The following is a 20,382-nucleotide window of genomic DNA, read 5'->3' on the forward strand; positions in this document are numbered from 1 at the left end:
CGGCAATTGGCAATCCCCGCGCGGATGTTGGCCGATATCGGCGGGGGCATGACGCGCGACGTCCTTCTCGCTGAGATTCCACAGGTATTGCGATCGAATCTATATGCCGTTGCGGCACTCGCCGGCGCGTCCATCGTCGTCATCGGTGATCAAATTGGTTTTTCCCATGGCGCCTCGGCCCTGGCCGGAGCGGCTTTATGTCTCGGGCTTCGCTCCATGGCGATGAGACATGGTTGGCGGTTGCCGATTGCCACCTCTCCGCGCGAGGGCGCGCGACAATAGATGCCTCTGGAGATGAGAGAGGGTCGTGAACTTGCTGATGCCGAGAACTCAGCGTTTTAAAAAATAATATCGCCTTATAGAAGAATATTTTTGGATGACCTTTGCAATAGAAAGCGCCGCAGATCGACATCACAAGAGCATCGTCTCGTCAAATATCATTTGACGGGACGGATATGACTTACTCACGTCCGATATCGGCTCCCTTGACTTCCCCACGGCGACATTCCACGTAGGTGATATGCGGATCGACGTCCTCACTCTTCACTTCGAGCGGGAGTGCCCCATCACAGGGGACTGACCCCGACCCGGCTGCGTCGCGGCCCGGTCCGGGCAGAGGCTGGCATTCCCGCGTACCGCGGGTTGCGCAGGTCACACAGAGCGGCAACCCATTCAGACATTCCTCTCATGACTGCCTGCAACTCGCTGGTGGCAAACATGATTTGCGCATTGAAACGACCAGTCACCGTGCTTCCGGCCAGCGATTATGTGCGGCTGCAAGAGCTGGCGCATTTGCTCGGCGAGCAAATTCATCCGCTCGCGTCCGCGCTTTTGCGCAAGCTGGACCGCGCCGCGTGGCGTGAGGCGGACGATATGCCGGAGCAAACGGTCCTGCTGGATGGTTTCGTCACCTATCGTGTCGGGAGCACGGGGCAGCCCGAACGCCGACGCTTGATCGATCCCGCAGACGGAATGTGGCCGCCCGCTGAGTTATCGGTGATCACGCCTCTGGGCATCACAGTGCTTGGGCTTTCGGTGGGCGATCGGGCCCCGATGATCGGGGCCGACGTTCGCGCGCCGCCATGGGTCGACGTCTTGGCGGTCGACCCTGTGACGACGTCGGGGATCGTCCGAGGGCTGGCCCCCTCGAATGCGCGCACGATCCACTCGTCGTTGGCGGATCAGCCTCGATGGCCTAAGAACGGACGACGCCTCCCAGGCAAAGGAGAATGATGGAACTTTCCCCGCTACTGCTGATCCTCATTCTGCCTTTCGTAGCCAGCCTGGCGGTGGTCCTGTCCCCGGGGGCCTCCCGCGAACCGGTGACCTGGATCACCGGTCTCACCTTGCTGGCCTGCCTCATCATGACCTTGTCGCTCTACCCATCCGTGAGCGGCGGAGATGCCCTCCGGCATCAGATCGACTGGATCCCGTCTCTCGGACTGAACTTCACGCTGAGGATGGATGGCTTCGCCTGGATCTTCGCGGCTCTCGTCAGCGGTATCGGCCTCCTGGTCGTCATGTACGCCCGGTATTACATGTCCGCCGACGATCCGGTCCGGCGCTTCTATCTGTTCTTTCTGGCATTCACGGGCTCGATGCTGGGCGTGGTCCTTTCGGGCAACCTGGTGCTTCTGGTCGTGTTCTGGGAACTGACCAGCATCTTTTCCTTCCTGCTGATCGGCTACTGGCAGCAGAGCCAGGCAGCGCGCGACGGCGCCCGCATGGCCATGACGGTCACGGGCATGGGGGGCCTCGCTCTGCTAGGTGGCGTGCTGATCGTCGGTCATATCGTCGGCAGCTACGACCTCGACGACGTCCTCCGATCGGGCGACCTCATCCGTTCGCACACTCTATATGTCCCGGCGCTCCTGCTGATCCTCCTCGGCACGCTGACGAAAAGCGCGCAGTTTCCCTTTCATTTCTGGCTGCCCAACGCCATGGCGGCGCCGACGCCCGTATCGGCGTTCCTGCATTCGGCCACCATGGTCAAGGCCGGGGTCTTCCTCATGGCGCGGCTGTGGCCGGTGCTCTCCGGTACGCCGGAATGGTTCATGATCCTGGGCATCGCGGGAATGACGTCGTTCGTGCTCGGCGCTTACCTCGCCATGTTCCAGAACGACCTGAAGGGACTTCTCGCCTACTCCACGATCAGCCATCTGGGCCTGATCACGCTGCTGCTCAGCCTCGGCAGCCCGCTCGCCGCCGGCGCGGCCATCTTCCACATGCTCAACCACGCGACGTTCAAGGCATCGCTGTTCATGGCGGCCGGCATCATCGACCACGAGACCGGCACGCGTGATATGAGGCGGATCTCCGGACTGTTCCGGTACATGCCGATCACCGGCACGCTGGCCATGGTGGCCTGCGCCGCCATGGCTGGCGTACCGCTGCTGAACGGCTTCCTGTCGAAGGAGATGTTCTTCGCCGAAGCCGTGGAGACCCACGCCGATTCCTGGCTGGACACCGCCGCCCCCTACGCCGCCGTGCTCGGCAGCGCCCTGGCTGTGACCTATTCCCTACGGCTGATCCATTCGATCTTCCTGGGAGCGCCGCCCGAGAGCTTCCCCCGCGAACCCCACGAGCCGCCGTTCTGGATGCGGTTCCCGGTCATGTTCCTGGTCGTCGCCTGCCTCGTCGTCGGGATCTTCCCGGCCTACACCATCGGCCCGTTCCTGCATGTCGCGGTGTCGTCCGTGCTCGGCGGCGCCGCGCCGGAATACAGCCTGGCTCTGTGGCACGGCTTCAATCTTCCCCTGGCGATGAGCATCGTCGCGCTGGTTGCTGGCGTGCTTTTGTATCGCGTCGCCGGCGCTTACCTCGAACGTTGCGAGCGTCCCCCGCTTTTTGGTCGGATTCAGGGACAGCGCATCTTCGAGCGGGTCATGGTCGCGATTTCGTGGCGATGGGCGCATCTGTTCGAGGGCGCATTCGGCACCAATCGTCTTCAGCCCCAGATGCGCCTGCTGGTGGCGGTGGCTGTCGCCGCAGGGACCGTCCCGCTGCTCGCTTCGGGCCTCTCCTTCGGTCCTTCCGGCAATGGGACGACGGATTTCGCCTTCACCGGCCTTTGGTCCGTCGGCATGATCTGCGCCGTCGCAGCCGCCTATCAGGCCAAGTTCCATCGGCTGGCGGCCCTTGCCCTGCTCGGCGGGACAGGGCTCGTGACCTGCCTGACCTTCGTCTGGCTTTCTGCGCCGGACCTTGCGGCCACCCAGCTCGTCGTCGAGATCGTGACCACGGTGCTCATCCTGCTCGGTCTGCGGTGGCTGCCCAAGCGCTCGCAGGACGTGCCCGAACCGAGGGGCTGGCAACCGCGCCTGCGCCGCTTCCGGGACCTTGCCATCGCCGTCGTCGCAGGCCTGGGCATGACGGCGATCTCCTACGCGGTGATGACGCGGACGCCGCCGGACTCGATCGCGAAATTCTTCGTCGAGAAGGCCTATAGCGAAGGCGGCGGCCTGAATGTCGTCAACGTCATTCTCGTCGATTTCCGCGGCTTCGACACGCTTGGCGAGATCACGGTCCTCGCCGTCGTGGCACTGACCGTCTTCGCGCTGCTCCGGCGTTTCCGCCCCGCACCGGACAGCATCGAGAGGCCCGAGCAGCAGCGCATCCAGCGCTCCAATGACGAGGCTGAGCCGGACACGGAGGTCGGAGCGACCAAGGCGGAATATCTCTACGTGCCGTCCGTCATCATGCAGTGGATGTTCCCGGTCGTGATCGTACTGGCCGCCTATCTCTTCCTGCGCGGTCATGACGCTCCGGGAGGAGGCTTCGCCGCAGGCGTCGCGATGGCGGCGGGCTTCATCCTGCAATACATGGCGGCGGGGACGATTTGGGTCGAGGACAGGCTGCGCATCCTTCCCGTTGCCTGGATCGGCGGCGGTCTCCTGCTTGCGGCGTTCACCGGAGCGGCCTCGATGCTCCTGGGCGATTCCTTCCTCACCTCGTATTTCCGGTATCTGGAGCTGCCGATCGTCGGGAAGGTCCCTCTGGCGAGCGCGACGCTGTTCGATCTCGGCGTGTTCAGCGTCGTGGTCGGAGCGACGGTCTTGATGCTGATCGCGATCGCCCACCAATCCATCCGCCGCCTGCGCGCGGCCCGTCTTGAAGAGGAGCGCCAGCGATGGAACTGACGCTTGCGATCGCCATAGGTGTGCTCACCGGATCGGGAGTCTGGCTGGTCCTGCGTCCGCGCACGTATCAGCTCGTCATCGGCCTTTCGCTCCTCTCTTATGCGGTGAACCTTTTCATCTTCAGCATGGGCCGTTTGCGGGTCGCTGCAGCGCCCGTGCTGGGACCCGGCGGTGCAGGCAATCCGGCGGATCTGGCCGACCCGGTTCCGCAGGCGCTCGTGCTCACCGCGATCGTGATCAGCTTTGCGACGACCGCCCTCCTCCTCGTGGTGCTGCTCGTCGCCCGTGGGCTGATCCGCAACGATCACGTCGACGGGCGAGAGCCGAACTGATGGACTGGACGAGACACCTTCTCATCGTCCCGATCCTGCTCCCGTTGATCACGGGGGCGGCTCTCCTGCTGATCGACGAGCTGCGCCACACGCTGAAGGCGTGTCTCAGCATTGCGTCGGGCGTGCTGCTCCTGGTGACCGCGATCGTTCTGATGCGACTGGCGGACGGGGTTGCCGACGGAGGCGGCGCCCTCTCCTCATCCTATGCCCTCGCCAACTGGCCAGCGCCGTTCGCCATCGTGCTCGTGCTCGATCGGCTGTCGGCGCTGATGCTCGCCCTCGTATCCACGCTCGCGGTCGCCGCGCTTGTCTTCTCGACGGCGCGCTGGCACCGGGCCGGCCCGCATTTCCACACGCTCTTCCAGTTCATGCTCATGGGGCTCGCAGGCGCGTTCCTCACGGGCGACCTCTTCAATCTTTTCGTCTTCTTCGAGGTCACGCTGGCGGCGTCCTACGGCCTGCTGCTGCACGGATCGGGCGCGTTCCGGGTGCGAGCCGGCCTCCATTATATCGCGATCAACCTGGCCGCATCGCTTCTCTTCCTCATCGGCGTCAGCCTGATCTATGGGACCGCCGGAACGCTGAACATGGCAGACCTCGCCGTCCGCCTTGCGGGACTGTCCGCAGATGACCGCGCGCTCCTTCACACAGGCGCCGCGATCCTTGGCATCGCGTTCCTGGTCAAGGCCGGCATGTGGCCGCTCTGCTTCTGGCTGCCTTCCGCCTATATGGCGGCGGCCGCCCCCGTTGCCGCGATCTTCGTCGTGCTCACCAAGGTCGGCACCTATGTGCTTCTGCGCCTCTCCCTGCTGCTTTTTGCCCCCGAGGCCGGGGGCACGGCGGGCTTCGGCGGAACGGTGCTGCTCTGGGGCGGGATGGCGACGATCCTCTTCGCGACATCCGGCGTGCTTTCGTCCCAGGCGCTGGGCCGGCTCGCGGGCTTCAGCGTTCTGATCTCCTCGGGGACCCTGCTCGCGGCCGTCGGCATCGGCAACACTGCGGTCGTGTCGGGCGCCTTGTTCTACCTCGTCAGTTCGAGCCTCAGCGTCGCTGCCTTTTTCCTGCTCATCGAGCTGGTCGAGCGGACACGCGAACCGGCGGCAGACGTGCTGTCGGTCACCATGGAGGCGTATGGCGACGAGACGGACGAGAGCGAGGAGCACGAGGATCAGGAGGTCGGCGTGACCGTACCGGGGGCGCTCGCCATCCTCAGCATCTCGTTTGGATGCGTCGCGCTCCTGCTCGCGGGCTTGCCGCCGCTATCGGGGTTCATCGCCAAGTTCGCGATGCTGACGGGCATGTTGAATCCGGACGGACTCGGCTCTCTCGCCGAGATCCCGGGGCGCATTTGGCTGCTGGTTGCGCTGATCATCCTGTCGGGCCTTGCGACCCTTGTGGCCATGATGCGCAGCGGCGTCCGGATCTTCTGGGCGCCCCTCGAGGAACTCGTTCCGCGCGTGGTCATGGTTGAGGTCGCGCCGATCGTCGCACTGCTGGCGCTCTGCACGGTCCTGGCCGTGTGGGGCGGTCCGATGCTCAGTTACACGGAGGCTGCGGCCCGTTCCCTTCACGCCCCGTCGACCTATATCCAGAGCGTGCTGGGAACAGGTCATCCGCCGGGCGGTGCGCAATGAACCGCCTTCTCCCCTATCCGCTGCTGACCGCGGCACTGCTGCTGATGTGGCTCCTGCTGACCTCTTTCTCGACCGGGCAATTCCTCGTCGGGGCGGTCGTCGCGATCGGAGCCTCCCTTGCGATGGCGGCGCTCCATCCATCCAAGCCCCGGCTGAGGCGATGGCAGCTTCTTCCGAAGCTTCTGGGCATCGTCACGCTGGATATCCTGCAGTCGAACATCGCCGTCGCCGGCATCATCATCCGCGGAGATCGTCGCGACCGCGTCGCGGGCTTCGTCGCCATACCGCTCGACCTGCGCGACAAGACGGCGCTGGCGGTGCTGGCATGCATCGTTACCAGCACGCCGGGGACGGCCTGGGTCGAATATGCCCCCGAATCCGGCGTGCTCCTGCTCCATGTCCTCGACCTCGCCGACGAGGCCGAGTGGATCGCCGTGATCAAGAACCGCTATGAGGCGCTGCTTATGGACATCTTCGAATGACGGCCGCGATCCTCCTCTGGTCGGTGACGGCCGCCCAGGCCATGCTCGTCGTCGCCATGGGGTGCTACGCCTACAGGGTCATCCGGGGGCCGCGAGCGCAGGACCGGGTCCTCTGCCTGGACGCCATGTACGTTACCGCCATGCTCCTGGTGCTGACGATCGGCATCCGCTCGGGAAGCGCGATCTATTTCGAGGCGGCCCTGATCATCGCGGTACTGGGTTTCGTATCGAGCATCGCGCTCGCCAAATTTCTCATGCGCGGCGAGGTGATCGAATGACCCACGCCGAGAACCTCCCCGCCTGGGCGGCCCTGCTGACGGCCTTTTTGGTCCTTCTCGGTTCCGGGCTGACACTCCTCGGAGCCATCGGAACATTGCGCTTTCGCAGGTTCTTCGAGCGGGTTCATGCACCCACGCTGGGCACGAGCTGGGGGACGGGTGCGATCGGGCTCGCGTCCATTGTCTGCTTCTCGGTGCTGGGTTCCCGCCCCGTGGTGCATGAACTCCTGATCGGCGTTTTCATGATCGTCACGACGCCGGTCACCCTCATGCTGCTCGCCCGCGCGGCCCTCTATCGCGACCGAACGGAGGGAAACGGAGAGGCGCCTCCGCGCTCGCTCCTGCGCCGCACGCACGGTGGATAGGCGCTGCGTCGCAACCTGGAGCCGGCGGCCAGCGCAGCCCTCGATGCAGCGAAAGACTATCGGCGAGAGCCCGGCGCGACGCGAAAGATCGCTGCGGTGGCGTCGTCGCTCACCAGCAAAGCGCCGTCCCGAGCGACTTCTGCAGGGTCGCCCCATGCCATACATGCCAGTTCAGCGGGTGTTGCCTCAGCGCTCCTGCAGCTTCGGATTGAGCGCGTCGCTCAGGCCCTCGCCGACGAGATTGATGCAGAGCACCGTCAGCAGGATGGCCATGCCGGGGATCGCCGACATCCACCACGCCGTCCGCAGCATAGTCCGGCCGATGCCGATCATATAGCCCCAGGAGACGACGTTCGGGTCCGAGAGCCCAAGGAAGGACAGGCCGGATTCCGTCAGGATGGCCGTCGCCACGAGCAGGGACGAGACGACGATGACCGGTGGCAGGGCGTTGGGCAGGATATGCCGCGCCGCGATGCGAAAATCGGACATTCCCATGGAGCGGCAAGCCTGGACGTATTCCCGGTCGCGATGGGCCATGAATTCGGCCCGTGCCAGCCGCGCGACCGGCGGCCAGGACACGATCGCGATCGCGCTCATCACGCTGATCAGCGAGGGCCGGAAGATCGCGATGATCACCACCGCCAGGACGAAGGAGGGAATCGTCAGGAAGAAATCGGTGAGCCGCATCAGCAGGATGTCGCTCCCCCGGCCGCAATAGCCGGCGGCCGCTCCGACGACGACACCCAGGATCGTCGCGCACAGGCTCGCCGCCACCCCGATCAGCAGCGAGACCCGGCCGCCATGCAGCAGGCCGGCGAGGATATCCCGTCCGGTCACGTCGGTGCCGAGCGGAAAGCGCGCGGAGGGCGTCTGCGCCGGTCGCCCGATCATGTCGAAGGGATCGACCGTGTAGACCATCGGGCCGAATATCGCCGCGAGCACGATCGCCAGCAGCAGGACGAGGCCGACGACCGCGCCCCGGTTGCGACGGAAACGCCGCCAGAAATGCAAGCTCCGCTTCATCGCGCCAGGATCCTCGGGTCGATAAGGCCATAAACGAGGTCGACGAGCAGGTTGCAGAGCACGACCAGGATCGACGAGATGAACAGGATGCCGAGCAGCAGGTTCAGGTCGCGCTGCAGCAGGCCGTCGAACAGCAGGCGCCCGAGGCCCGGCCAGCCGAACACGGTCTCGACCAGGATCGAACCGCCGAGCATATGGCCGATCTGGACACCGCCCAGCGTCACAACCGGCATCAGCGCGTTGCGGGCTGCATGCGTCAGGCTGATGCGTCCCTCCGACAGGCCCTTGGCGCGGGCCGTCGTGATGAAATCGGATGAATAGACCTCGAGCATCGAGGCCCGCATCAGCCGGGCATAGACCGCGGCATAGAAGAGCCCGAGCGTCAGCGCCGGCAGCACGAGGTGGCGGGCGATGTCGAGGGCGCGGGCCAGCGGCCCCATCTGCGCGCCGATCGTCATCATGCCGCCCGAAGGCAGCACGCCCAGCGTCACCGAAAACAGCACGATCAGCATCAGGCCGAGCCAGAACTGCGGCATCGCATAGCACAGCAGCGCCAGCACCGAGACGATCGTGTCGACCCATTTGCGGTGCCGCATCGCCGCGACGACGCCACAGAGCACGCCGACCACGATGGCAATCCCGATCGCCGTCAGCATCAGCAGGAGCGTCGCCGGCATGCGGTCTGCGATCAGGTCCAGCACCGGCCGCTGCTGGACGTTGGAGACGCCGAGATCGAAGGTCAGCAGCTTGCCGAGATAGATGAAGAACTGCTGGTAGAGCGGCCGGTCGATGCCGAACGAGCGCCGGAGTTCGTCGACGAACTCCTTCGATGCACCGCCGGACTGCGCGCCGATGATCTCGGCCGCGTCGCCGGGCGCGAGGTGGAGCAGCGCGAAGTTCAGCACCGCGATGCCCAGCACGCTCGGAACCACCTGGAGCAGGCGAACGGACACGAAACCGAGTGACAGGGAGGACATCAGGCCGTTTCCCGGAACGAGGAGGTGATGACGGGGCGCGAGCGCATCGGCGTTCCCATCAGTCCTTGGAGACCCCGTCCCAGGATGAATACATCGAGATGCCGTTGGTGATCAGGCCCTTCACCTTGCGGTTCCAGACATGGGTGTAGGACATCTCCATCAGGAAGATCACCGGCAGCTCGTCGTGCAGGATCTGCTGCAGCTCGTCGAACTGCTTCTTGCGGGCAGCCGGATCAATCTCGCGGGCGGCGAGCCCGAAGAGCTGGTCGACCCGCGCATTCCGGTAGCCCATCGAGTTGGTGAAGGTGGCGCCCTTCCTGATGAAGTCGGAATGGAAGGTGCGCTCCACGCCGATCGAGGGATCGGAATAGTTATGCGAGAAGGTGCTGGTGAGATTGAAGCTCCAGTCGGTGTAGACGGCCTTCAGCCAGCCGCCGAGATCGGCGCTCTGGGTCTCGACCGCGATGCCGACCTTGCCGAGCTCCTGGCGGACATATTCGCCGAGCCGGGCCCAGTTCTCGCCATAGGGCAGGAAATGCTGGGTGATCTTGAAGCGGACCCCGTCGGCACCGCGCCGATAGCCGGCCTCGTCGAGAAGCTGGTTGGCCTTGCGCGGGTTGTACTCATAGGGCTTCAGCGCCGTGTTGAAGGCGGAGTTCGTGCTGACGACGGGACCGCGCGCCGGCTTGCCCTGGCCGTACCAGATCACATCGACGATGCGCTCGCGGTCAAGCGCGAGGCTGAGCGCCTGCCTGACCTTGAGATCGGCGAGCGGCTTATCGCGCATGTTGACCTCGAGCCAGAGATTGGGACCGAGCGCCTCGGCTCCGGCCTGCGAGGCCTCCAGCGCCGGGATCTTCTCGAGCCGCTGCACCTCCGCCTCGGGCAGGCTGCTCATCGGGGCGAGATCGACCTCGCCGGTCTCGATGGCGATCGCGCGCGCCGCGCCGTCCGGCATGATCCGCTGCACGACCTGGTCGAGACAGGGGAAGCCCTTGCGCCAGTAGCCTGGATTGCGCTCCAGCGTGATGTGGCTGCCCTTGCGCCATTCCTTGAAGCGGAACGGGCCGGTCCCGACCGGGTTCTGCATGATCGGCGCAGCGCGGACCGCAGCCACCGCCTTCACGTCGACGCCGTCGAAGGCGTGCCTTGGCATGATCGGCGCCTCGCCGGGCTGGAAGACGTTCATGAAGAACGGCACCGGCGCCTTGAGCTTGAACACCACGGTCAGGTCATCGGGCGTCTCGACCGCCTCGACGTCGCCGAAATAGACTTTTCCGCGGGAATGATAGGGGCGGATGATGTCCTCGACGCTGAACTTCACATCCTGCGCCGTGAAGGGCTTGCCGTCATGCCAGGTCACGCCCGGCCGCAGCTTGAACGTATAGGTCTTCTTGTCGTCGGAGATCGTCCAGGATTCGGCGAGGCCCGGCTTCGGCGTCAGGGCCGGGCCCTCATAGGTCAGCAGGCTCTCATAGATCTTGGTCGAGATCAGCGCGACCGGAACGGCCGAGGTGGCGATCGTCGACAGCGAGGTCGGCTCGAGCGAATAGACATAGGTCAGCGTCCCGCCGGTCTTGGGACAGCTCTGTGCCAGCGCAGCGGCGCCGCAAAGAGCGAGCGCCAGCGGCGTTGCTGCGAGGATAGCCGGAAGCCTGCTCATACCCATGTCTGGACATCCCCTTTATGATTGGGCGAACCCTTGCTGGGCCGCCTCCTACCGTTCCGTGCCGCACCACTCCGCGATGAACGCGATCAGGTGTTCGATCGCCGCGAGAAAATCGTCGATCGGAATATGCTCGTCGGGCTTGTGCGCCTGGGCGATGGAGCCCGGCCCGAAGATGATGCTCGGGATTCCGCCCTGGTTCACGAGATGGCGCATGTCGCAACAGAAATGGCCGGGATAGGCCGTGCCGTCTCCCCCCCGTCGCGCCAGCACCTCCCCCATCACACGCGCAACGGGAAGGTCAGCGGGCTGATCCGTGCTGTCGTCATGATGCAGGAATTCGAGCCTGGCGGGATGGCGGCGCAGCCTCTCGTCGGCGGCGTTGGCGCCTGCGATCGCGTCACGGAAACCATCCATGATATCGGTCACGGCACCGAGCGAGGGCGCGAAATAGGCACCGCCCTTGATCACCACCTCCCCGGCCGTAACCGTCTCGTAATGGCCGCCCGCGATCTTGCCCATGGTCAGTGAAAAGGGCGGCTTGGCGCCGGCCGGCGTGCCCTGGTTGTAGCGGCGCTCGAGCCCGAGCAGCGCCTCGATCACCGGCGGCAGCATGTCGACCGCTCCCAGCCCCTCCAGCGTGCCGCCGTTCCAGCGCGCGCCCGGCGAGCGCTGGACCCCGCTCAGCGTGACCTGCCAGTAGAGACCGCCGGGATGGCTGTAGGCGATGGTGTTGCTGGTCGGTTCCAGCACCACGGCCGCATCGGCCGCAGCCCCACGCGTGACGAGGTCGAGCGTGCCGTTGCCGGCATGCTCCTCGTTGACGACGCAGTGCAGCGTGACGTCGCCGTTCAGGCGCGTTCCGGCCTCGCTGAGATAGCGCATCGCCAGCAGCGCGGCCATCAGGCCGCCCTTCATGTCGGAGGTGCCGCGGCCATACATCAGGCCGTCAGTGATCTCCGCGCCGAAGGGATCGCGCGTCCATTGCGCCAGGGGCTCGACGGTGACCGTATCGATATGGGCGTTGAGAATAAGCGAGCGCCCGCCGCCCGTGCCCCGCCAGGTGCCGACGACATTGGGCCTGCCATCATAGTTCAGCACCGGCTCGAGGCCGCTGTCGCGCAGGGCCTCGAAGGTCGGGAGCCCGGCATAGGGCAGGATCAGGTCGTGCTGCCAATGCGTCGGATACTGCGCGACATCGGGGAAGGCCTTGAACATCGCCTCGACATCCGGCTCGGCCTGCGTGACGGCAGCCCCGGCGGAAGACAGGATCTCGACCATGCGCCCCTGCGCCGCCCCCTCCTCTCCCGTGAGGCTGCGGATCCGGACGATCTCGGCCAGGGCTGCGACGCTCTGGGCGCGCCGGCTCCTGGCCAGCGCGAGTGCTGCTGCTGCCTGCGAATGTGTTTCTGCGCTGTCCACGATGTTCGCCTCGGGTTGATCCATGAGCCGAACGTCGCAGCGCTAAAACTATTAGACAAATTAGAAGTTTTATATCGATACATAGAGAAATTAATGGGTACGAGTGCGATCACCGATGATCTACACGCAGATCCGGGCCTTCGATGCGGTGGCGCGCGAAGGCAGCTTTTCGCGGGCCGCCGAGGTGCTCGGGCTGACGCAGCCGGCGCTGACGATCCAGGTCAAAGCCCTGGAGGAGCGGCATGGCATCAAGCTGCTGCATCGCGAAGGACGGCGTGTCCGGCTCACCGAGGCGGGCGAGCGGCTCTATTCGCTGTCGCGCCAGCTCGCGAGCCTGGACGAGCTGATCGAGGAAACGCTGGCGGCGTCGCAGGAACTGCAGGATGGCAGCCTGCGGCTGGCTGTGGACGGCCCCCATATCGTGATGGGCCTGTTCGCCCGCTTCATGGCGTTGCATCCGCGGGTCAGGCTCTCGGTCTCGACCGGCAACAGCCGGATGGTGCGGCAGGCGCTGCTCGACCGCCATGTCGATATCGGCATCCTGCCCGCCGTCGCGGACCATCCGCATATCCACGCGATGCCGCTCTGGCATCACCGCGGCGTGGTGATCGTCGCCAACAGCCACCGCTGGGCCGGTCGCCAATCGATCTCGCTGTCCGAGCTGGACGGCGAGGCGATGATCGGTCGCGAAGACGGCTCGATGACGCAGAAGCTCGTGGACGCCGCCTTCGCCCGCGCCAAGGCCAAGCCGCGCTATGTCCTCGAACTGGGCAGCCGCGAGGCCTTGTGCGAGGCGGTGGCGGCCGGCCTCGGCCACGGCATCGTCTGGGAGCTCGAAGCCTATGGCTCCGGACGCTTCACCACCCTGCAGCTCAGCGATGGCGAGGTGGCGAGCACGGATTATGTCGCCTGCCTCAAGAGCGAGCGGATGCGTTCCGTCGTCAAAGCCTTCTTCGACGTCACGGCCAAGCTGCCGGACGACCGCAGCGACATCCGCGCGCTGCGGTCGGGATGAAGCCGCCCGGGGGAAGCGGGTACATTTGCGCGTCAGGCGAAGGCGACGTTCTCGCGCTGCGCGCGGAGCCGTGGATCACGCGAGCGCACCTCGACCGGCCGCCCGTCGAGAACCTCGAAGCAGCGGGCGAGCGTATCCTCCGAGAGGCGCCGCATCGCCTCGACCGTGAAGAAGGTCAGGTGCGGGAAGAGAATGACGTCGTCGCGGCCAAAGAGCGGGCTGAGCACATGCCCGGCCTTGGCCAGCGGTTCCGTCGAATAGACGTCGAGCCCGACGCCGCCGAGACGGTCGGCCAGCACGGCCTCGACGAGCGCCGCCTCGTCGATCAGCGCTCCCCTGGAGACGTTGACCAGCACGGCGGAGGGTTTCAGGCAGGCGAGCTCGGCGCGGCCGATCAAGCCGCGCGTCGCCGCGTTCAGCACGCAATGGAGCGAGACGAAATCGCATTGGCGCAGCATCGCATGCAGATCGTCGACCTTCTCGATGCCGGCCTCAGCGAGCGTTGCCCGGTCGACATGGGGATCGTAGCCGAGAACCCGGGCCCGAAAGCCCTGCCCCGCCATCCGGGCCATGCTGCGGCCGATCTTGCCGGCACCGACGAGCCCGAGCGTGGCGCCGGAGATATCGCGGCCGATCCAGCGCTGTTCCGGCCAGATCCAGCCCTCAGTCGCCATGGCGCGGCCGATTTCGGGCAGGCGCTTGGCCAGCGCGATCATCAGGGCGAAGGCGCCCTCCGCGACGGTCTCCTCGGCATATTCAGGAACATTGACGACCGGGATGCCACGCGCGCTTGCGGCGGGGATATCGATCGCATCGATGCCGACGCCGTATTTGACGATGCCCTTGAGCCTGGGCGCAGCCGCGATGACGCGGGCCGTGATCGGCGTGTAGCACATCAGGATCAGCTCGGCGTCGGCGACGGCCTCGATCAGCACGGCCTCCGGGATGCCATCGGGCAAGGTGACGAGCTCGACGCCGCGGGCTCGCAGGCCGGCGTCGATCTCGGGGCATTCCAGTTCACGGTCCGTGCGGACGGCTTTCATAGCGGACCCTTTCGGTCGGGAAGTCAGAGGCGCCTCAGCCGGCCGCGATCGCGGTCTCGACGATGTCGAGCGCGCGGTCCAGGTCGGCTTGCGGGATCACCAGCGGCGGCGAGAGCGTCAGCACGTTGCCCTGGCTGATCTTGAAGCTCAGCCCGGCTTCGAGGCAGCGATAATAGACCCGTTCGGCGAGCGCGTTGTCGGGCGCCATGTCCGCCTTGTCGGCCACGATCTCGACCCCGAACATCAGCCCGCGCCCGCGCACGTCGCCGACATGGGGCGAGCCCTCGCCGAAGGCGCGCAGGCGCGCGATCGCCAGGCCACCGAGCTCAGCTGCGCGCTCCGGCAGACCCTCCTCGCGGATGATCGCGATCGTGGTCAGTGCCGCGCGCGTCGTCACCGGGTTCTTCTCATGGGTGTAGTGGCCAATCGCGAAATCGCCGGCGACATCGAGGTCGCGCCGCGCGATCGCCGCGGCGATCGGCAGGATGCCGCCGCCCAGCGCCTTGCCGACGACGAGAATGTCCGGCGTCACCCCGTCATGCTCGCTGGTGAAGAAGCGGCCGGTCTTGCCGAGCCCGGTCGGAATCTCGTCGAAGATCAGGAGCGTGCCGTGGCGGTCGCAAGCCTCGCGCACCAGTTTCCAGAAGCCGGGCGCCGGCGGGTTCGGGGTCGCCCGCATCGGCTCGGCGACGAGGGCCGCGAAATCGCCCTCCCGGCCGAGCACATAGGAGATCATGCTGGCGCAGGCGCGAGCCGAATCCTCCAGGCTGTTATGGCCATAGGCGCAGTGATGGTTCGCCCAGGGCGCGACATGCTCCGCGCCCGGCAGGAGCGGCCCGGCAATGCCGGAGCGGAAGGTCGCCTCGCCGCCGACGCTCGAGGCGCCGAAGCCCGCACCGTGAAACGCATCCCAGAAGGACAAGGTCTTGAAGCGCCCGGTTGCGGCGCGCGCGAGCCTGAGCGCCACCTCCACCGCATCCGAACCGCCCGTCGTGAACAGCACCTTGCCGAGATCGCCCGGGGCAAGGCGGCCCAGCGTCTCGGCCAGCTCGACCGCGGGCTCGCAGGTGAAGCGGCGCGGCGCGAAGCAGAGATCGTCGATCTGCTGCTTGATCGCAGCCTTCAGGCGGGGATGGCCATAGCCGATATGGTGGACGCTGTTGCCATGGAAATCCATGTAGCGGCGCCCGGCCGTATCCTCGATCCAGATGCCCTCGGCCTTGGCGATCGCCGTGACGCAGGGGCTCGACAGGCTCTGGTGCAGGAAGGCGTCCGCGTCGCGCTTCAGCAGGCTCTGCGTCGCCTTGTCATCGAGCCGCGCCGACCAGGCGCCGCGCGCCGCCGAGGTGTTCGACTCGCCTTCGGTATGCACGAGCTTGGCGGAAAGACCTGACATATCTGAAACTCCCGGGCCAAGGCGACGCGCCGGCGTTGCGGCGGGCGTTCCCCTGGCGACTGCTTTCGACTGGCGACTGCTTTCGATGTCGGCATCATCGCCGGCAATGGAGCATCTGAAAAATCGTTATTTTCGATCGACGCATAAATTGAATCGTTGCATTGATGCGTATCGCCTCCCCGGCTCCACCCTGCCCGGATCCCGCCATGCGCTATGTCCAGCTCCGTGCCTTCCACCAGGTCGCGCTCGCCGGCGGCTTCTCACGCGCCGCGAGCGAGCTGAACCTGACGCAGCCGGCGATCWCCGATCAGGTCCGCAAGCTCGAGGAGGAGTATGACGTGCTGCTGTTCAGCCGGCAGCACAGGCAGATCGCCCTGACCGCGATGGGCGAAAGGCTGCTCGCGATCACGCACCGCCTGTTCGATGCCGAGGACCAGGCGCGCGGGCTGCTCTTAGAGTCGCGCGCCTTGCGGCTCGGGACCCTGCGGCTCGCGGCCGATTCCGTCCATCATGTCCTGCATGTGCTGACGGCGTTCCGCGAGATCTATCCGGGTGTGCGGATCACGGTGAGCGCCGGCAATACCGAGACCATCGTGGCGCAACTGCAAAGCTACGAGGCCGATATCGGCGTCCTCGGCGACATGGCCCCGCACCGCGATTTCGAGTTCGTTGCGCTGAATGCAGCGCGGATCATCGCCGTCGTCGCAGCCGACCATCCCTTTGCCGCGCGCCGGTCGCTGTCGCTGGCGGAGCTTGCCGGCATGGCGCTCGTGATCCGGGAAAGCGGCTCGCGGACGCGCCGGCTGCTCGAACAGCGCGCGTCCGAGACCGGCGTCAGGCTGACCTACGCCATCGAGGTCGAAGGGCGCGAGGCTGCGCTCGACATCGTGGCGGCGAGTGGCGGCATCGGTTTCGTCTCGGAGGCCGAGCTGCGCGGCGATCGCGGCCTGGTGCGCATCGCCCTCGACGGGCCGCCGATCCTGATGGAGGAATCCCTGATCTGCTTGAGCGAACGCCGGGACAACAAGGCGATCAAGGCCTTTCTGGACGTCGCGCGGGATCTTTCTTGATCAGGCTGGACTAAACCCGCCCCGTTCCGTCTCGCACCACGCCCGCGCGCGCCAAGGGCTGACGGCAACGCAGCCGGTCCAAATCGTTGCTTTGAATGCAGCATCGGAAACCCGGTGGCGACTCTCTGCGAATCCGGCAAACCTGCCTTAACTACGATCCCGCATCCCATACACAAATGGTCGACGTCACTTGAAAGTATATTTGAAGCGGATGTCGCTTCGTGTCAGTATTCCCAGCAGAAATTGCGACACTCGATATCGCTGCCGCCTTCCGCCCTTGCCTATGCGTTCCTTGCCTATGTCTTCTGGTGGGTTCACGAGGGGCGTACCATGTCGGCTCAAGAACGCGGGCTTGCCCGTCTCATGCTTAAGATTCCTGCGTTCCGCAATCGCTTCGCACGAATGCAGGATCTACGGTTTCGCAGCGTCTGCGAGGAGTACGATCTCGTCTGGGAGGTGATCACCCAGTGGTCCCAGGACGGGCGCTGCGCGATGTTCAACTTCGACGATTACCGCCGCCTCGCCGCCTCGATCGAGAGCGACGCCATTGCGATGGCCGAGGCCGTTCCGGACCCCGGCACCATCGCCAAGGCGGCCAGTCCGCAGCTAACGCCATCGGCATCCTCGGAGTCCGACAAGCCGCCCCGCTGACAGACAGGCAACGCCTGTCAGCATCCGCCAAGCCTGGCACACTCTACCGGGGTCTTGCGGTGTCCGCTCGCGGTTCCCTTCCCCGCGAAATCCGGGCACAGGGCGCGCCAGTTGGGATTGTCGGCATGACGACGCTGCCTGTGATCCTGCGCGTCGGCCCCTCCCTCCGCGTCCTTCGAACGGCCCAGCGTCCCGCCGCAGGTCAAGCTGCATTCCGCCTCACAGGACCAGGACGCGTCCGCCGAACCCGGAGCGGAACAGGGCGTCATGGGCCTCCTGATCCGGATCAAAGCAGCAGTCCTGGACCAGACGCAGATCGTAATCCGCATCACAGGCCCAGGCGACGCTGGACAGGACCACGCCGGTGGTGCTGATCCCGGCCATGACGAGCGTGCTGACACCGCGCGTGCGAAGGTCGGCGTCGAGTGACGTGCCGTGGAAGACGCTGGCGCGCGGACAGGCATAGACGAGGTCACCCGGCTCGATCGCGAGGCCCGCGACGGGCAGACCGGTGCGAAATCGTCCGCTCGGGAGATAGGGCGTGATCTGGCGGTTGGTTCCCGGCGGGGCATGTTCATAGTCTGCGCCCAGCGAAAAATTCGGGAACAGCACCGGCCGGCCCGTGGCGCGCCAGCGCCGGATCAGTGCGTTGCACCGATCCAGCAAGGGCGATGGCTTCTCTCCGAACAGGATCTCGAACACGTCGACCTGATAATGCATGACGACGAGGGCCGCTCTCTCGATGTATTCGCCCCGAATATCGACCGACATCACAATCACCCCAAGTTGAATTTCAAGCGTTGTTTGACACGCGCTGCGGAAACACAGGCCTCGTCCTAGATTTCACTTTCTGATGAGAGACTGTGGCGCCATACAGTCAATTGCTCCACCGTCGATGTCGCCCCGCCGCAGACGATGACCAGGATGTTCTGGTAATCGGCGAGTTCCGCGACATTCTGGTAGAGCGTGGCGATGCTCGCCCCGCATGCCGGTTCGACGAGGATGCGATGGTCGTCCAGGAACCGCAGGCACGCCTCCACCGCCTGAAGATCCGAGACCACGGCGCAGTCGATGCGATGCTGTGCAAGAAGAGCAAAGGCATGCTCCGAGACCTGGCGCGCACCGAGCGAGGTGGCGATGCTCTCGATCGCTGGCAGAACGATGCGCTCGCCCCGGGCAACCGACTGGGCAAAGGAGGACGCGCCCGTCGTCTCCACCGCAAGAACGGGACAGTTCAGCGTGTGGCGCTGCAAGCCTTCGATGACGCCACTGAGCAATCCGCCGCCGCCGACGGAGAGAACGACGAGGTCGGGCTGCACTCCATCCTCGACCACCTCATCGATGATCGTCGAGTGCCCCCGCCACACCACCGGGTCGTCGAAGGGGTGGATGAACGCATCGCTCTCACCCAGCATCGCAAGCGCGCGCTCGTTTGCCTCCTGCCAGGACGCACCGTGGATCAGGACATCGGCCTTCATGTCCGAGATCAGGCGACAGGCTCTTGGCGATGTCGTCTCGGGGACGACAACCGTGACGGGGATGTCGAGCTCACGCCCGGCATAGGCGACGGCGATCCCGGCATTGCCGCCAGACGAGCTGACGAAGCGTTTCACGCCGCGCCTGGCATGGTCCTGACACGCAAGGCCAATTCCGCGGAGCTTGAAGGACCCCGAGGGCTGAAGGGATTCAAGCTTCAGCCACACCCTTCGCCCGCTCGCCCGGGAGAGAGCAGACGAGTGGTGTGTCGGTGTTCTGACATGGAGGGACATCATGACTTTCCTCTCCACCACCGTGGAGCCGAGACGATCGATCAGTGATCAGCAACGATTTTGCGGACGCTAAACATGCTCGCCGCCGCCATCGTTCAAAGGCGCCGTGGAATGCCGGACCTTGAGTTGCATGCCGACGGATAAGCGCTCCGATGCCGTTTCCGGCTGCTTGTCGGACATTTTCTTCAGCAGAAGCGTGGCTGCGAGCTGGGCTACTTTCGTGCCGTTGCCGCGCACGGCCGTGATCGATGGCGTCATGACTTCCAGGATACTGGCGTCACCGATCGACACGATCGACATGTCGCGCGGCAGCACGAGGCCGCGTTTCGCGCAGAAATGCAGGATACCGGGGATCTCGTCGATATTGGCGATGATCGCCGTGATCGGCCGCTCGCCACGGCATAGGGCCTCAAGCTTGCGGGCTCCGAATGCGCCCACCTCGAAGATACGACCTGCCGGCGGCTCCAGCCCCCGGTCTGCGAACGCCGCATCGAAACCGGCCCGCTGCTCCCGCCCGACCCAGGTGTCGAGGTGGCCGGCGACGAGCGCGATCTCGCGATGCCCCAGCGCGAGCAGATGCTCGGTTGCCCTGCGGGCGCCGACGCGATGCTCCGTCAGGACGGTATCGAAACCGCCATCGGGGCTGCGCTCCCAGAGCACCATTGGAATCGAGATGGCGGTAAGCCGCCGCGCCGTCTCCGGATCATTGTCGCGATTGACCGCCAGGAGCATGCCGTCGACGACGCGGTTCTGCAGCAGCGACAGGATCTCGGCCTCGCGGCTGTCGTCGAAATGCGTGCTGGCAACGATCAGCGTGTAGCCGGCGCGACGCAGGGTATTTTCCGCGGCGGCGATCATTTCAGCCGCTATGGGCTGGCGGATATCCGTGACGAGGCAGCCGACGGCGTAGCTTTTTCCGAGCCGCATGGAGCGCGCCACGGAATTGGGGTGATAGCCCAGGTCCTGGACGGCTTTGAAAACCTGCTCGCGCAAATGAGGCGCGACATTCTCGTTGCCATTGAGAACCCGTGAAGCGGTGCCGAGCCCGACACCGGCCCGGCTCGCGACGTCCTTGATCGTGATCGGCCTGGGCTCGTCCGCCGACTGCCTCGTCCCCATC

At 65.6% G+C, this 20,382-nt stretch carries 20 protein-coding genes; 11 read left to right on the forward strand and 9 right to left on the reverse strand.

Annotated features, from left to right (window positions below):
• Window positions 1-48 precede the first annotated feature (48 nt).
• The 8 genes from AC1DW9_RS03890 to mnhG all read left to right on the forward strand — a co-directional run bounded on the left by AC1DW9_RS03890 (window position 49) and on the right by mnhG (window position 7,230).
• On the forward strand, window positions 49-282 hold the full coding sequence (locus AC1DW9_RS03890; RefSeq protein ID WP_476775936.1) for a TRIC cation channel family protein: 234 nt from the start codon (window positions 49-51) through the stop codon (window positions 280-282).
• A gap of 405 nt (window positions 283-687) precedes the next feature.
• Entirely contained in the window at window positions 688-1,233 is a 546-nt protein-coding gene (locus AC1DW9_RS03895) for a GreA/GreB family elongation factor (protein ID WP_476775937.1), read from the forward strand.
• On the forward strand, window positions 1,233-4,139 hold the full coding sequence (locus AC1DW9_RS03900; RefSeq protein WP_476775938.1) for a monovalent cation/H+ antiporter subunit A: 2,907 nt from the start codon (window positions 1,233-1,235) through the stop codon (window positions 4,137-4,139). The genes AC1DW9_RS03895 and AC1DW9_RS03900 overlap by 1 nt, the downstream gene beginning before the upstream one ends.
• Window positions 4,130-4,471, forward strand: coding sequence for a Na+/H+ antiporter subunit C (locus tag AC1DW9_RS03905; RefSeq protein WP_476775939.1), 342 nt, complete (start codon window positions 4,130-4,132; stop codon window positions 4,469-4,471). Before AC1DW9_RS03900 ends, AC1DW9_RS03905 begins: the two co-directional genes overlap by 10 nt.
• Window positions 4,471-6,105 (forward strand): monovalent cation/H+ antiporter subunit D, encoded by a 1,635-nt coding sequence (locus AC1DW9_RS03910; protein ID WP_476775940.1) that lies wholly within the window; start codon window positions 4,471-4,473, stop codon window positions 6,103-6,105. The genes AC1DW9_RS03905 and AC1DW9_RS03910 overlap by 1 nt, the downstream gene beginning before the upstream one ends.
• Window positions 6,102-6,587 (forward strand): Na+/H+ antiporter subunit E, encoded by a 486-nt coding sequence (locus AC1DW9_RS03915; RefSeq protein ID WP_476775941.1) that lies wholly within the window; start codon window positions 6,102-6,104, stop codon window positions 6,585-6,587. The genes AC1DW9_RS03910 and AC1DW9_RS03915 overlap by 4 nt, the downstream gene beginning before the upstream one ends.
• A complete protein-coding gene (locus tag AC1DW9_RS03920; protein WP_441491347.1) occupies window positions 6,584-6,865 on the forward strand; it encodes a K+/H+ antiporter subunit F in 282 nt (93 codons plus the stop codon). Before AC1DW9_RS03915 ends, AC1DW9_RS03920 begins: the two co-directional genes overlap by 4 nt.
• Window positions 6,862-7,230, forward strand: a complete 369-nt coding sequence (gene mnhG / locus AC1DW9_RS03925) for a monovalent cation/H(+) antiporter subunit G (protein ID WP_441507389.1) — start codon at window positions 6,862-6,864, stop codon at window positions 7,228-7,230. The genes AC1DW9_RS03920 and mnhG overlap by 4 nt, the downstream gene beginning before the upstream one ends.
• Before the next feature lie 186 nt (window positions 7,231-7,416).
• Here the strand turns inward: mnhG and AC1DW9_RS03930 are convergent, their stop codons facing one another.
• Genes AC1DW9_RS03930 through AC1DW9_RS03945 form a run of 4 tightly spaced genes read right to left on the reverse strand, consistent with a single transcriptional unit; the run spans window position 7,417 to window position 12,318 of the window.
• Complete coding sequence (locus AC1DW9_RS03930; protein ID WP_441491345.1) at window positions 7,417-8,253, reverse strand: ABC transporter permease; 837 nt, start codon at window positions 8,251-8,253, stop codon at window positions 7,417-7,419.
• Window positions 8,250-9,230, reverse strand: a complete 981-nt coding sequence (locus AC1DW9_RS03935) for an ABC transporter permease (RefSeq protein WP_441491344.1) — start codon at window positions 9,228-9,230, stop codon at window positions 8,250-8,252. The genes AC1DW9_RS03930 and AC1DW9_RS03935 overlap by 4 nt, the downstream gene beginning before the upstream one ends.
• A 58-nt stretch (window positions 9,231-9,288) precedes the next feature.
• On the reverse strand, window positions 9,289-10,899 hold the full coding sequence (locus AC1DW9_RS03940; RefSeq protein ID WP_441491343.1) for an ABC transporter substrate-binding protein: 1,611 nt from the start codon (window positions 10,897-10,899) through the stop codon (window positions 9,289-9,291).
• A 48-nt stretch (window positions 10,900-10,947) separates the two neighbouring features.
• The gene (locus AC1DW9_RS03945) at window positions 10,948-12,318 is read right to left on the reverse strand and encodes a M20/M25/M40 family metallo-hydrolase (protein ID WP_441491342.1); all 1,371 of its coding nucleotides are present in this window, start codon (window positions 12,316-12,318) and stop codon (window positions 10,948-10,950) included.
• Between the two features lie 115 nt (window positions 12,319-12,433).
• On the opposite strand from AC1DW9_RS03945, the gene AC1DW9_RS03950 reads away from it, so the two are divergent.
• Entirely contained in the window at window positions 12,434-13,333 is a 900-nt protein-coding gene (locus AC1DW9_RS03950) for a LysR substrate-binding domain-containing protein (RefSeq protein WP_441491341.1), read from the forward strand.
• Between the two features lie 32 nt (window positions 13,334-13,365).
• On the opposite strand, the gene AC1DW9_RS03955 is transcribed toward AC1DW9_RS03950, so the two are convergent.
• Both AC1DW9_RS03955 and pbfA read right to left on the reverse strand, forming a co-directional pair.
• The gene (locus AC1DW9_RS03955) at window positions 13,366-14,376 is read right to left on the reverse strand and encodes a 2-hydroxyacid dehydrogenase (protein WP_476775942.1); all 1,011 of its coding nucleotides are present in this window, start codon (window positions 14,374-14,376) and stop codon (window positions 13,366-13,368) included.
• A 34-nt stretch (window positions 14,377-14,410) separates the two neighbouring features.
• A complete protein-coding gene (gene pbfA, locus AC1DW9_RS03960) occupies window positions 14,411-15,772 on the reverse strand; it encodes a (R)-1-hydroxy-2-aminoethylphosphonate ammonia-lyase (RefSeq protein WP_476775943.1) in 1,362 nt (453 codons plus the stop codon).
• Between the two features lie 206 nt (window positions 15,773-15,978).
• Between pbfA and AC1DW9_RS03965 the strand changes: the two genes are divergently transcribed.
• Window positions 15,979-16,842, forward strand: coding sequence for a LysR substrate-binding domain-containing protein (locus tag AC1DW9_RS03965; RefSeq protein WP_476855034.1), 864 nt, complete (start codon window positions 15,979-15,981; stop codon window positions 16,840-16,842).
• A gap of 114 nt (window positions 16,843-16,956) precedes the next feature.
• Window positions 16,957-17,493, forward strand: coding sequence for a hypothetical protein (locus tag AC1DW9_RS03970; RefSeq protein WP_476775945.1), 537 nt, complete (start codon window positions 16,957-16,959; stop codon window positions 17,491-17,493).
• A 219-nt stretch (window positions 17,494-17,712) separates the two neighbouring features.
• On the opposite strand, the gene AC1DW9_RS03975 is transcribed toward AC1DW9_RS03970, so the two are convergent.
• The 3 genes from AC1DW9_RS03975 to AC1DW9_RS03985 form a co-directional block, all read right to left on the reverse strand.
• A complete protein-coding gene (locus AC1DW9_RS03975) occupies window positions 17,713-18,264 on the reverse strand; it encodes a cysteine hydrolase family protein (protein WP_476775946.1) in 552 nt (183 codons plus the stop codon).
• Between the two features lie 65 nt (window positions 18,265-18,329).
• On the reverse strand, window positions 18,330-19,265 hold the full coding sequence (locus AC1DW9_RS03980; RefSeq protein WP_476775947.1) for a pyridoxal-phosphate dependent enzyme: 936 nt from the start codon (window positions 19,263-19,265) through the stop codon (window positions 18,330-18,332).
• A gap of 66 nt (window positions 19,266-19,331) precedes the next feature.
• A complete protein-coding gene (locus tag AC1DW9_RS03985; protein ID WP_476776027.1) occupies window positions 19,332-20,381 on the reverse strand; it encodes a LacI family DNA-binding transcriptional regulator in 1,050 nt (349 codons plus the stop codon).
• Between the last annotated feature and the right edge of the window lies 1 nt (window position 20,382).

The organism is Allobosea sp. P4_E12, from assembly GCF_056401655.1.